Here is a 12860-nt window from a genome sequence, read left to right as displayed (position 1 = left end):
ATGGAACAGTATGCATTCGCCTCGATCACCGAACTGGCGCGCAGTCTGGCAATGAACAACGTGACTGCCGAGTCGCTGACGAACTATTTTTTGAACCGGATAGAGCGCTTGAACCCCGTATTGCATGCCTTTGCGCGTGTCTTCCCGGAACAGGCGCTGGCGCAGGCACGCCAGTCCGATGAGCGGCGGCAACAGGGAAGGGTGCTGGGTATGCTCGATGGCATACCGCTGGGCATCAAAGACTTATGTGATATTGAGGGTACGATAACGGCTTGCGGTTCCAGGCAGTGGGAAGCCCGAACCAGTGCCCGGACCGCCGATGCGGTGCACCGTTTGCGAGCCCACGGCGCGGTCATTATCGGCAAAACGCACACGGTGGAGTTTGCGTTTGGCGGATGGGGAACCAATGCTTTGCTGGGAACGCCTCGCAATCCCTGGGACAGCGGCCATCACCGGGTGCCCGGTGGCTCCTCAAGCGGTTCGGGCGTTGCGGTTGCCGCCGGCCTGGTGCCGGGTGCCCTGGGTACCGATACCGGCGGGTCGGTGCGGATTCCTGCCGCGCTCAACGGTATTACCGGCTTGAAGACGACAGTCGGCGCGATCAATGCCGACGGCGTGTATCCATTATCCCGGACGCTGGACAGTGTGGGACCTATGACCAGGACTGCAGATGATGCCGCCTTGCTGCTGCAGGCGCTGACGCATGCGCCGGGGCAGACCGTACAAAGCATGACGTACCTGGCTCAGGATAATGCCCACGAACTGGCGGGGGTACGAGTGTGCGTCCTGCCTGAGCAAAACTATGGCGTGCAAGTGCAGCGCGCCGTACGTCTGGGCTTGCGCGATATGGTCAGGATGGTCGAGCTGGCCGGCGCAACAATCGTACGCGAAGCACCCCCATTGAACTTTCAGCAAGCAATGAGCGATTGCGGAAAATTGATCGCCGCCGAAGGATGGCGCGTGCACAGGGATTATATTCAGGACCCGGGTCTGCATTTCGGGCCTTTTGTGCGTGACCGACTCATGGCAGGAAAGGGCATATCGGATCTGCAATACCAGGATCTGCTGGGCTCCCATCTGAAGATGCAGGCCGTTTGGGGGGAATGGATGGCCGATAAAGATACCCTGATGCTGCCTACCACGCCTTTTGGCCCGATACCCCTGTCGCAGGTGGACGAGTCCAGTACACCACTGGGCTACTTTACTCGCTTTGTGAACTGGGTCAACGGTTGTGCTTTGGCCCTGCCTGCCGGTTTTGACCAAACCAACCTGCCTGTCAGTGTGCAGTTAACCGGGAAGGCGGGAGACGAACTCACGCTACTGCGTATCGGCAGTGCCATTCAATCCCTAACTGCCTGGCATTCTTACACGCCGACAGTAGACTAGCGCCGGTTATGCACAATGTCGCATATATGTCACAAATGTAATAGAAAACGCTAAGCGTATTCACTATAAAGGAAAACCCTCATGTCCTAAAGCGGCAAAAATGGTTGCCTGGGCAAGAAACGTGCCAACTTTGGGCATCAGTTAACCAAATCATCCAAAAGGTGCTTGATGGAGGCATATCCGAACTGATCCCTTAACCCTATGATTGCAAATGTAATTGCGTATAAAACGGTGATTAATTCAATTGCAATTAGATTATTACCATACGCAATATGGGCGCCGTAATTGCGATTGAAATGCCGTCGCTGCCACCTGCGGAAACCGCCGAATTGTCCATTTTTCGCGGTAGCCGGTTCCTTTACATAATTGTATCTAATCTTTATATTGCTTCAAATCTGAATAGTTTCTGAACCATTCGGGTAAGAAGCATTATGACCATCCCTGAGGAGATTTGATACATGAAAAAGACTTTGCTTGCTGCGGCACTGGCTGTCGGCTTTACCGGCGTAGCCCACGCAGAAACTTCCGTAACCCTGTATGGTATTGTTGATGCCGGCATGGGCTATCAACAGACCAAAGTAACGCAGGGTGATGCCTGGGCCAAAACACGTGACATCGGGTTGATCAACGGCGTCAAAAGCGGTAACCGCTGGGGAATGAAGGGTGCTGAAGACCTGGGCAACGGCACAAGCGCAATTTTCCAATTGGAAAGTGGCTTTGATCTGGGCAACGGCAAATCCTTACAGGGTAACCGTCTGTTTGGTCGTCATGCCTATGTCGGTCTGACCGGTAGCAACTGGGGTACGCTGACTTTGGGTCGCCAACTGAACGTTGCGGCAGACACAGTCGCGTCGCTTAATCCTTTCGGCGTCGCTTACAAGCAGGCCGGTGTGCTTTCTGGCGCATTCGGTGCTTCAACGTACGCCCGGATGGACAATTCGATCAAATATATAAGTCCTGATTTTGCCGGCTTCAAAGTTGGCGTCGGCTATGCTGGCAAAAACACCAAAACGACCGGTAGCGACGGCTTTGAAGATTTCGAAGCGCGTGATACTTCCAACTGGATCACGGCTGGTGCCTCTTATGATAACGGCCCAATCTCTGTCGGCGCTTCTTACGATCGCTTCCGCACAGACGTGCGTCTGTCCAATGGTGAAGGCGAGAAGGGTACGACCCACATGTGGAACCTGTTTGGCGCCTACGATTTTGACGTCGTCAAACTGTTCCTGGGTTACGGTCAGGTTCGCGGCTCAATGGCCAACGATGTTATCGTAGCTAGCGGTGTCGGAAGTACGGGTCTGACCGGTGCATTGGATGACTTCACTACAAATGTTGATGGATTCACTTACGCAGAAACCAAAGGTTACCGTCAACAAGCTTGGGTGGCCGGCCTGTCAGCGCCTGTTGGAGACGACGGCAAAGTCATGTTCTCGTATCAGGGCAGCTCTACCAAAAACAACGATGATTCATTTGACGGTGTGAAAGGCAAGCTGAATATTTTCAGCCTGGGTTACGAACATAAATTGTCCAAACGCACTACTATTTATGCTCTCGCATCTTACGGCACGGGCAAACTGAAGTTTGACAATACTGAGAACGTCAAACTGAAATCAACACTGGTTGGTGTCGGTCTGAATCATCGCTTCTGATGACTTGCCGCTACTGGCAATGCGGCGCGTGGCGTCGTTATTGCCAGCGCGGTTCGATGCAGTAGAATAAAGGCTTGGAGCCTGCTGCCAACCGTAGTGAGTAGAAATGTTTCAACATACTATTCATCCAAGACGTGCGGTTGCCTGGCAACGTATTAAGGACTCCCGGCCCTTGCATCAACTCCGTAGTTTGAACCCCAGAGCGCTGGTCGCTTCTGGGGTTTTTCGTTCTGCTTGTGTGTTTTCATACAAACCATTTAGTCAATTTCCAAAGCGATAGAACAGTTGCCATCATCCAGGCTGGGTCGTTGGATGCCATCAACTCCTGGCCAATACGGTTTTCCAATGGCGCAAGTCTATTGGTGAGTGTGGCTGCCGTTTTGCATTGGTAAGCTACGACAGTGTCGCAAGCGTGAACACTGCGCAGCAGGTTCTGCAAAATGGGCGGCTCGGGATCAGTAAGAGCGGCAGCAAAACACTGGTGCTGGCATCAGAGCCGGCTCTGGTCGCAGACAAAGATACAGCTTCGATTCCATTGTGCGCCCGTCTTATAGCGTTGTGCTCAGTCGAACTGAACAGGACATACCGGTTTGCCCCATCGACAGCTTTCCTGTAACGCATCATCCTTGAACCAAGCGCTCTGCTTGTGCTTAATGCATGATATTTGATTTAGATCAAATTTTGATGTTGTGCGGTTGCTGTTGCTTGCGCAAACGCAATATTCATTTGTGATTTTTGTTGCATTCTGTCAGTTCGTTAACAAGTACTGATGGAGAAAAAAATGCATATCATTCGTCATATGGTTGCAGCAGGCGCGCTTGCGCTGAGTTCACTCGCTACATTGCCTGCCGCTGCCCATGAGGCCGGGGACTGGATAGTGAAAGCCGGCATGACCAGTGTGATGCCCAGGTCGGGCAATGGCACGGTAGGAAAAAGTATAGCCCCCCGTGGCATTGACCTGGATATCAACGACAGCACGCGTCCCAGTTTCAGTCTGACGTATATGGCAACCCGTCATCTAGGGATCGAACTGCTGGCTGCTGCGCCGTTCAAGCATGACATTCGTGGTAGCGCTGCCGATCTGGGCGGCGATCTTGGCAGAATTGGCACCACCAGGCATCTGCCTCCTACACTCAGCGTTCAGTGGCACTTTTTGCCCGACGCCCGGGTGCAGCCTTATGTGGGTGTTGGGCTCAATTATACGACCTTCTTTGACACCAAACCCACTGGTGCGTTACGCGATCTTGGCGTTGAAAAGCTCAAGCTCTCAGACTCCTGGGGACTGGCAGCGCAAGTGGGCGCCGATTTGAAAATCAACGATAACTGGTTTTTGAATGCGAGTGTTCGCTATATTGATATCAAGACCAGTGTTCGGCTTGATGGCACCAAAATCGGCACCGCAAAAATCAATCCCTGGGTTGCCACGGTCGGCGTAGGATATCGGTTCTGATACGCACCGGGCGAACACAAGTGACGCGCTGTGGTGGGCTCGGTCAACAGGGATTTCAATCCTTATTGCCGCCATGGCCGCAAGCGATCGCATTCACGATAAACCTCGCCCGTTGCGCTGCCGGCAGGCGGGGCACGCGTACCAGTGCATAGCCATATTGCAAATACGTCTTCATCATCGCATGATAGGTTGCAATGGCAGTGGGCAGGTCCTGTCGGCGTTCCTGGTCACGACGATAGATCTGTGGCCAGGGCGGCAAAATGAATGCTGTCGTATGATATCGACATTGGGATACCGCTGTTTGCAGCGGTTCTGGAACCGGCAATTGCTCCAGTTGCAGATACGCGATGATATCCACAATACTGCGGTCAAAAAAAACCGGACCGTTCATATTGCATGCGCGCTGGTAAGCCGCCATGTCGTGCTCGTGCATACGCCGGGCATACGCGGTTTTGTCGGCCCATGGAAGGGCAACGCCGCCACAGTTTAGCTGTTGGCGTATGACGGCCCGGCCGGCTTCGGGCATACAGCGGTAGCCCATATCGGCCAGATGATTGATTAATGTCGTTTTGCCGGAGCCGGGTCCACCGGTCAATACAAAAAAGTTGGCTGATTGAGGATTCATGTCTGATGAGTGGTTGATTCATAAATTCGGGATGCAACAAAGCGCGGTCGCGTGTAGCGCGCCGACAGGGTGCCAACTAATGAAGGCCGATTGTGTCGGGGAAAAGGCGAGGGCGATGGCTTGAGTGATCGAACTGATGCGCCGGCAGACGCCGCGGCTGATCAGGTGGGGAAGTACAACAAGAAAAGGGTGCCCGAAAATCGAGTGATGGAACACGCAAATGGTTGCTGTGGTTGCTGCAGCTGTCGGGTGAGGGCTGCCCAGCGCGGATGGCAGCAGATTGGCAGAAATGTGTAGTGCACGCTTTGTGTAGTGCACGCTTTGCGTATCGCACCGAGTCTTATTGACACGCCAGATATATCAATGCATCGATATTAATGCATTGATATATTTATGGACTGGATTTTACTCAAACCCTTTACATGGCGTCAAATGCGGCCTGCAGGTCTTCTTTGCCCGATTTGCCACTTTGCAGAAGAAGCATCAGCAGAATACGGGCTTTTTGCGGACTCAGATTTCCCGCCATCACTGCGCCTGCGTCTGCGGTCGTTTTACCACCGCCTTCAAACCCGTAGTTGGCCATTACGCGACCGTTATAGACACGGGTGGAAATCACAACCGGAATTTGTTTTTCCAATGCATATTTCACAGCCTCAAACATCGGCTTGTTCATATTTCCCATGCCCAACGCCTGCACTACAATGCCCTTTGCACCCTGATCGACGGCGCTGCGCAGCAGGCTGCCGTCGGCGCCACCGTACATGGCAACAATGTCTACTTTCGGCATGGTTTCAGCGCTGACGGCGATATGTTGGCGGCGCAATGGCTCCCGGGCAAATATCACACGGTCAGGGTAGACTTCGCCCAGGAAACCATAGTCGCCCGATTGAAATGTTTCCACATTGGCTGTATGGGTTTTTGTGACATGACGTGCGGCATTGATCTGGTTGTTCATGGCCAGCATGGCACCTTTGCCCTTTGCCTGTTCGTCTACGGCAATACGCACCGCATTCAGCAGATTGCGAGGGCCGTCAAAATCGGACGAGGAGGCATTGCGCTGGGCGCCGATCAGGACTATGGGTTTGTCCGATTGCACGGTCAAATCCAGCCAGAATGCGGTTTCTTCCAGGGTATCTGTGCCGTGCGACACAATCACTCCCGAGACTTCCGGCCGTTGCACGGCAGCGCTGACCGCCTTGCTCAGTTCAATCCAGCGCGGCGGATCCATATAGTCTGATGGCACGTTCGATAGATTGTTAACTTCTATTTTGGCGAACTCGGCCACACCGGGCACCGTTGCCAGCAGATCATCGCCGGAGATGGCCGGCACTGGCGCCTTTTTGACTGGATCAATTTTCATGGCAATTGTCCCGCCGGTGGCAATAAATTGAACTGTTGGCTTTTCCTGGGCGTGGGCAGCGCCGATCAGTGTTGCGCACAGTCCGGCTAATACAAATGAGATTTTTTTCATGATTGTCTCCTTATTGTGATCTAATTAACATGAATGTGATCCTGTACAGGATCGGCAGAAAGCCCTCCTGCGCCAGCATATGGTACCAGTATCGGGTTTCACATTTCACTGTTCACGCAATTTATCCATCAGTTCCTTTCTCAGCTAATCCGGGTCTACTGGCCCGCCTGTCAAGGAGTCCGCAACATGAATCGAAAAAACGCGAGTGATTTTCACCCCGATGTTCTCAAGCTGTTTGATGCCTATGTGCATGGCGGTATCAGTCGCAGACAGTTTCTGGATCGTTCAGCGCGGTATGCCGTCGGCGGCGTCACTGCCTCTGCGATTCTTAGCAGTCTTGCACCGAATTTTGCCTGGGCGCAGCAAATTGCGCCCGATGACAAACGAATTAAAGCTGGATACGTGGATTATCCGTCTCCCCAGGGCAATGGCACCATGAAAGGCTATCTGGCACAACCAGCCGATGCCAAAGACAAGTTGCCAGGTGTGGTAGTTATTCATGAAAATAGGGGGCTCAATCCCTATATCGAGGACGTGGCAAGACGCCTAGCCGTTGAAAACTATGTTGCTTTCGCACCCGATGCGCTCACGCCGGCCGGCGGTTACCCGGGAGACGAAGACAAGGCGCGCGAGCTTTTTGCGAAGCTGGATCCGGCCAAGCGCACCGAAGATATGGTGGCGGCAGCGCAATTTCTGAGGGGGCACGAGGCAGTGAACGGCAAGATTGGCGCAGTTGGGTTTTGCTATGGCGGTGGGGTGGTCAATATGCTGGCTGTTCGCATGCCGGATCTGGCTGCCGCAGTACCGTTCTATGGTGGTCAGCCTGCCGCTGCGGATGTGCCGAAAATCAATGCGCCGCTGCTGATACATTATGCCGGCATTGATGAGCGCATCAATGCGGGATGGCCGGATTACGAAGCAGCGCTCAAAGCCAATAACAAGAAGTATGAAATGCACATGTATGATGGGGCCAATCATGGATTTCATAACGACACAACGCCTCGTTACGACGAAGCCGCCGCAAAGCTGGCATGGTCCCGGACATTGGAATTTTTCAAGTCAAACCTGGGCGGGTAGTGCCGGTCGTGACCTGAGCGGATAGATAAGCAGGGCGGGCCTGGCGCCCGCCGCTTGCCTTGGAACCTGATGTTTCTGGTTTGCTGCCCGATAAAGCCGATTGCAGTTGCTCGCACGATTTTACGGGAGTCGCGATACGATGAACGAGGTCTCGTATTGGCGATTCGGATACGTGCTGTTTATTTGCTGCGCGAACTGCTGTTTAGCTATCTTTTTGCGGTAGGGATCATACAACGGTTCATGAAAAGCACCGATGCGTTCAGTCGTTACAAGTTTTGGCGATGGCAGCAGAGGCAAACGGGCGTCAATACCGCATTACATGAATACCTGACTTTGGTTTCATACTGCAGCTACAGCTCAATACCGGGAAGCAAAGGTAACTTCAGGAGACTTCATAGCTAGTCTTGGTATAGTTACAGCTATCATTTTCTTATCTTCCCCTTTGTTATTGTGTAGAGTCATTATGAACCAGTATCCGGACCGCCTTCCTCCTCTTGCACCAGAAACCTGGAGCGCTGATCAGAAACAGTACGCTCAAGAAATTATCAACGGCCCGCGCGGTGGGCTTTTGTCGCCCTTTATTCCCTTGATGCGCAGTCCTGAACTCATGGCTCACGCCAGTCGTATGGGAGAGTATCTGCGGTATCGCAGCGCCCTGGGGCAGCGCCTGTCGGAGCTGGCGATTTTGATTACTTCGCGGCAGTGGTCTCAGCAGGTCGAGTGGGCGATTCATGCGCCGATAGCGTTGCGTGAAGGCGTATCCGAACAAACCATAGAGGCCATTGGCGAAGGCCGCAAGCCCGAGGGTCTGCCTGAAGATGAGGCGATACTTTATGCATTCTCGACCGAACTCTTTCACAATCAGTCGGTATGCGATCACACCTACGAGCGCGCGTTGCAGCAGTTTGGCGAGCAGGGCGTGATGGACCTTGTCGGAATCAATGGCTATTACTCGCTGCTTTCCATGGTCATGAATGTAGCCAGAACACCTGTTCCGGCCTCTTCGGCGCAGCCGCTGGCTGCAATGCCTGCAGTGTAGCGCCGCCTGGCGGACCTGCTATTGCAGTTGCAATGAATGCACAGCGGGCGGCGGGCATATGCCCGCCGGCGCGATCAGGGCAGGTTTTCCCGGAAAATGATCTGACTTTGCACAGGGTCGATGCCGCTCATGACCGGGCGTCGATCGCGCAGATTGGCAAAAATGCGGATACAGTTCATGGTAGAGGACTGTGGATTCTGTGTAATGACGGCGTCCATGGTTCCGTCGATCAACAGGGCGCGCGTATCGGGCGTCAGCCCGTGACCGATAAACACCACTTTGTGCGCCAGGCCGGCTTCCTTGAGTGCTTTGGCTACGCCGTCGGATGCGCCGCCAATATTGTAGATTCCTGCCAGATCCGGTGACTGTTCCAGCAGTTGCCGCATGAGCCGATAATTTTCTTCGGCACTATCGAGGCCTTCGCGCAATCCCACCACTTCAACAGTGGGAAACAGTTCCTTGAACATATACAGAAAACCCATTTCACGCTCTTCGTGAGCGCGATAACTCAGGCTGCCGGCGATCATGGCAACCTTGGCTGGCCGCGCGCCGATGAAGCGGGCAATCAGGTACGCGGCCGTACGGCCGGCGGCGCGATTGTCCAGGCCGATATAGGCGGCGCGGCGCGTATTGGAAATATCGGTAATCAGCGTTATTACATGCTTGCCCTTATCGACAAGTTCCTCGATGGCGTCGCGCACTAGCGGGTGCTCAATAGCCATGCAGGCAACGCCGTCTGCGCGCTCTGCCTGCTTGGTCAGGCTTGCGGCAAGGACCTCGGGATTGAAGCCTTCCACATAATCGACTTTGCATTTCACGTTGTAGGGCGTCCAGCTGTCCTGGGAGTAGGTGATGGTGTCGCCCAGCATCCTGATGAAGCGGTTGGTGCCTTTTGGAAGCACGAATGAAATACGCATGGCGCTGGGTGTAAGCGCCGCATACAGATCATTTTCCGGCAGATAGGCCAGTTCGGCAGCGGCTCGCAGTACCCGCTGCACCGTGGCTTCGCGCACGCCCGATCGGTGGTTCAGTACGCGGTCTACCGTAGCGGTGGAGACGTTGGCCAGTTTGGCAATATCTGCAATATTGGCCCTGCTTGCGGCTTTCTCTGAGTTTTTCATTACATCAAAAACCATCATTTAATTTGATTGACGTTGATATGTTATCACTATATCGTTGCGGTTAGAAAAATAATAAAATCAAAAAACATCATTTAACGTCTGGAGACAAATATGCAGAAGTATTCTCGCCGCAGCATGCTGCGCACCCTGTCCGCCATGCCGCTGGCAGGTGTTGTCAGCGCGCTGCCACAGGTGGCGCGTGCTGCCGAATTTTCCTATAAGTATGGCAACAATCTTCCGCTGTCTCACCCCCTGAATATTCGCGCCAAGGAAGCGGCCGACGAAATCCGGGAAAAATCCGACGGACGGGTCGATATCGCCATTTTCCCCAACAACCAGCTCGGCGGCGATACCGATATGTTGTCTCAGGTCCGCTCCGGCGGCATTCAGTTTTTTACGCCGTCTTCACTTGTGATTGCCACGCTGGTGCCGGTCGCGGCCATTAATGCGCTTGGCTTTGCGTTCAGTGATTATGCCCAGGTGTGGAAAGCGATGGATGGCGATCTGGGTGCGCATGTGCGGGCATCCATCCGCAAGATACGCCTGTATGCCTTTGACAAAATGTGGGACAACGGCTTTCGCCAGATGACCAGCAGCAAGGGGCCGATAGAGCAGGCAGCCGATCTGGAAGACCTGAAAATCCGCGTGCCGGTCAGCCCGCTGTCCATTTCGATGTTCAAAGGTCTGGGCGCTGCCCCGACAAGCCTTCAGTTCAGCGAAGTGTATTCGTCTTTGCAGACCAAGATTGTGGATGCTCAGGAGAACCCGTTGCCCATTATCCAGGTGGCAAAACTGTACGAAGTACAAAAATATTGCTCCCAGACCAATCACATCTGGGATGGCTTCTGGTTTATTGCCAATGGCGCGGCGTGGGATCGATTGCCCGATGATCTGAAGACAATCGTGGCCGATGGTATTAATGGCGCGGGTGTGCGTCAGCGCGAAGATATCAGAAAGCTTAATGATTCGGTGCAAAGTGATCTGCAATCCAAAGGACTCGCTTTCAATGCGCCAGCACCCGACACATTCCGGGCTGCACTGCGTAATGCCGGTTTTTACAAAGAGTGGAAGGGCCGTTTTGGCGATGAAGCCTGGGCCGCGCTCGAGGCCTCGGTCGGTAAACTGGTTTAGTGTGATGGAAACTGCAATGATGACCGATTCTGCGATGGCGATGAAAACGCCCGCCACAACTACTGTTTCCGGCGCAGCCAAGCTGGTGCGCGCTGCAGACAACGCGCTCGGCCGCAGTGTTGAGCTGCTCGCCGTGATGCTGATTATCCTGGAAGTGGTGATCCTGTTTTCGGGTGTCGCGGCAAGGTACGTATTGCATGTGCCATTGGTGTGGACCGATGAGCTGGCGTCGATCCTGTTTCTGTGGCTGTCCATGTTGGGTGCGGTAATCGCGTTGCGGCGCGGCCAACATATGCGCATGACCGCCTTTATTGACCGTGTCTCCGCCAATCGACGTCTGTTGCTTGAAGGTTTTGCTTCGTCTGCATCGCTGGCTTTCCTGGTGCTTTTTCTGTATCCGGCCTTTGAGTATGCCTACGAAGAATCCTATATTGTGACGCCGGCATTGGAAATCAGTAATGCATGGCACGCTGCCGCATTGCCGGTGGGCATTGCGCTCATGATTCTGACGTCGGTCTTTCGCATGGTCATGACTGCTGATCGCAAGCAACTGTCGATCAGTCTGGGCGTCACATTGGCATTGCTGGCCGTGTTCTGGCTGGCGCATCCCGTGTTGATGGAGCTCGGTAAATTCAATCTGGTGATTTTCTTTGTCTTCGTGGTGGCCGCTTGCGTTTTCTCCGGTGTGCCAATTGCATTCTCGTTTGCGCTGGCCACTTTCGGCTATCTGACGCTCACGACCCAGACCCCCATTGTCGTGATGGTGGGTCGCTTGAATGAAGGCATGTCGCATCTGATTCTGCTGGCTGTGCCGCTCTTTATCTTCCTGGGCGCGCTCATAGAGATGACGGGTATGGCGCGGGCCATGATTCAGTTCCTGGCCAGTTGCCTGGGGCATGTTCGCGGTGGCCTCTCTTACGTATTGATTGGCGCCATGTATCTGGTTTCCGGTATCTCCGGTTCCAAGATTGCCGATATGGCCGCCATCACGCCGGTACTGTTTCCCGAGATGGAAAAGCGCGGCGCAAAAAAAGGTGAACTTGTTGCTTTGCTGTCGGCCACGGGCGCGCAGACCGAAACCATTCCGCCATCCATAGTGCTTATCACCATTGGCTCGGTCACCGGCGTATCCATTGCCGCGCTGTTTACCGGAGGCATATTGCCGGCTGTTGTTCTCGGTTTGTGTCTGTGTGTCGTGGTCGGCTGGCGCTATCGCCGTGAAGATCTGACAAAGGTTGCAAAAGTACCCAAGCGTGATATTTTTCGTTTCCTGCTGATTGCCTTGCCTGCCATCTCGTTGCCTTTCGTTATCCGAGCTGCCGTGGTCGAGGGTATAGCGACCGCAACTGAAGTCTCTACGATTGGGGTGGTGTACTCCATTTTGCTGGGCCTGCTGGTCTATCGGCAGTTTGACTGGAAGCGTGTGACGCCTATCCTGGTGGAAACGGCGACGCTGTCAGGCGCCATTATGCTGATTATCGGCTGCGCAACGGCCATGGCCTGGGCACTCACTCAATCAGGCTTTTCCAGTGATCTGGCAGCGCTCATGGCGAACGTGCCAGGAGGCGGTTATGGCTTTCTGATCATCTCGGTATTTGCGTTCATCATATTGGGAAGCATTCTGGAGGGTATTCCGGCCATCGTCCTGTTCGGACCACTGCTCTTTCCGGTCGCACGCGCCCTGGATATCCATGATGTGCACTATTCCATTGTTGTCATTTTTGCAATGGGTATTGGATTGTTCGCTCCGCCGTTCGGTGTGGGCTATTACGGCGCGTGCGCAATTGGCAAGGTCAATCCGTCTGAAGGCATGCGCTATATCTGGGGTTACGTTGTCGCGCTGTTTGTCGGGTTGATGATCGTGACATTTGTTCCCTGGATATCCACCGGTTTTATCAAATAAATCATCTC

The 12860-nt window shown here is 53.9% G+C and carries 11 protein-coding genes; 8 read left to right on the top strand and 3 right to left on the bottom strand.

Going from position 1 to position 12860, the window contains the following annotated elements:
- From INT32_RS19430 to INT32_RS19415, 4 genes are all read left to right on the top strand, one after another.
- Nucleotides 1-1386 carry an amidase gene (locus tag INT32_RS19430; protein WP_193090365.1) on the top strand — a complete coding sequence of 462 codons (1386 nt, stop codon included), beginning with the start codon at nt 1-3 and terminating at the stop codon, nt 1384-1386.
- 458 nt (nt 1387-1844) lie between these two features.
- Nucleotides 1845-3035 carry a porin gene (locus INT32_RS19425; RefSeq protein ID WP_193090364.1) on the top strand — a complete coding sequence of 397 codons (1191 nt, stop codon included), beginning with the start codon at nt 1845-1847 and terminating at the stop codon, nt 3033-3035.
- 325 nt (nt 3036-3360) lie between these two features.
- Nucleotides 3361-3651, top strand: coding sequence for a DUF2195 family protein (locus tag INT32_RS22440; RefSeq protein ID WP_193090401.1), 291 nt, complete (start codon nt 3361-3363; stop codon nt 3649-3651).
- Nucleotides 3652-3816: 165 nt separating this feature from the next.
- A complete protein-coding gene (locus INT32_RS19415) occupies nt 3817-4485 on the top strand; it encodes an OmpW family outer membrane protein (protein WP_193090363.1) in 669 nt (222 codons plus the stop codon).
- A gap of 55 nt (nt 4486-4540) precedes the next feature.
- On the opposite strand, the gene INT32_RS19410 is transcribed toward INT32_RS19415, so the two are convergent.
- Complete coding sequence (locus INT32_RS19410) at nt 4541-5110, bottom strand: AAA family ATPase (protein WP_193090362.1); 570 nt, start codon at nt 5108-5110, stop codon at nt 4541-4543.
- A 418-nt stretch (nt 5111-5528) separates the two neighbouring features.
- Nucleotides 5529-6581, bottom strand: a complete 1053-nt coding sequence (locus INT32_RS19405; protein WP_193090361.1) for an asparaginase — start codon at nt 6579-6581, stop codon at nt 5529-5531.
- 186 nt (nt 6582-6767) lie between these two features.
- Between INT32_RS19405 and INT32_RS19400 the strand changes: the two genes are divergently transcribed.
- Entirely contained in the window at nt 6768-7658 is an 891-nt protein-coding gene (locus INT32_RS19400; protein ID WP_193090360.1) for a dienelactone hydrolase family protein, read from the top strand.
- A 463-nt stretch (nt 7659-8121) separates the two neighbouring features.
- Entirely contained in the window at nt 8122-8697 is a 576-nt protein-coding gene (locus INT32_RS19395; protein ID WP_193090359.1) for a carboxymuconolactone decarboxylase family protein, read from the top strand.
- A 74-nt stretch (nt 8698-8771) separates the two neighbouring features.
- Here the strand turns inward: INT32_RS19395 and INT32_RS19390 are convergent, their stop codons facing one another.
- On the bottom strand, nt 8772-9836 hold the full coding sequence (locus tag INT32_RS19390; RefSeq protein ID WP_193090358.1) for a LacI family DNA-binding transcriptional regulator: 1065 nt from the start codon (nt 9834-9836) through the stop codon (nt 8772-8774).
- Nucleotides 9837-9929: 93 nt separating this feature from the next.
- On the opposite strand from INT32_RS19390, the gene INT32_RS19385 reads away from it, so the two are divergent.
- Together INT32_RS19385 and INT32_RS19380 are read left to right on the top strand one after the other, a co-directional pair.
- The gene (locus INT32_RS19385; RefSeq protein WP_193090357.1) at nt 9930-10949 is read left to right on the top strand and encodes a TRAP transporter substrate-binding protein; all 1020 of its coding nucleotides are present in this window, start codon (nt 9930-9932) and stop codon (nt 10947-10949) included.
- Between the two features lie 40 nt (nt 10950-10989).
- Nucleotides 10990-12852: a TRAP transporter large permease subunit gene (locus INT32_RS19380; RefSeq protein ID WP_370540262.1), complete on the top strand. Its 1863-nt coding sequence runs from the start codon at nt 10990-10992 to the stop codon at nt 12850-12852.
- Nucleotides 12853-12860: the final 8 nt, after the last annotated feature.

Origin of the sequence: Advenella sp. FME57 (assembly GCF_014897675.1) — a bacterium.
In the GTDB taxonomy this organism is placed as follows: Bacteria; Pseudomonadota; Gammaproteobacteria; order Burkholderiales; family Burkholderiaceae_B; genus Advenella.
This window is presented reverse-complemented; position numbering and strand designations above follow the sequence as displayed.

Bases quoted from the DNA above. Each gene is read 5' to 3' on its own strand.
- INT32_RS19385 (WP_193090357.1), top strand. From the start codon at position 9,930: ATGCAGAAGTATTCTCGCCGCAGCATGCTGCGCACCCTGTCCGCCATG.
- INT32_RS19395 (WP_193090359.1), top strand. From the start codon at position 8,122: ATGAACCAGTATCCGGACCGCCTTCCTCCTCTTGCACCAGAAACCTGG.
- INT32_RS19390 (WP_193090358.1), bottom strand. From the start codon at position 9,836: ATGATGGTTTTTGATGTAATGAAAAACTCAGAGAAAGCCGCAAGCAGG.
- INT32_RS19380 (WP_370540262.1), top strand. From the start codon at position 10,990: ATGAAAACGCCCGCCACAACTACTGTTTCCGGCGCAGCCAAGCTGGTG.
- INT32_RS19430 (WP_193090365.1), top strand. From the start codon at position 1: ATGGAACAGTATGCATTCGCCTCGATCACCGAACTGGCGCGCAGTCTG.
- INT32_RS19415 (WP_193090363.1), top strand. From the start codon at position 3,817: ATGCATATCATTCGTCATATGGTTGCAGCAGGCGCGCTTGCGCTGAGT.
- INT32_RS19410 (WP_193090362.1), bottom strand. From the start codon at position 5,110: ATGAATCCTCAATCAGCCAACTTTTTTGTATTGACCGGTGGACCCGGC.
- INT32_RS19425 (WP_193090364.1), top strand. From the start codon at position 1,845: ATGAAAAAGACTTTGCTTGCTGCGGCACTGGCTGTCGGCTTTACCGGC.
- INT32_RS19400 (WP_193090360.1), top strand. From the start codon at position 6,768: ATGAATCGAAAAAACGCGAGTGATTTTCACCCCGATGTTCTCAAGCTG.
- INT32_RS19405 (WP_193090361.1), bottom strand. From the start codon at position 6,581: ATGAAAAAAATCTCATTTGTATTAGCCGGACTGTGCGCAACACTGATC.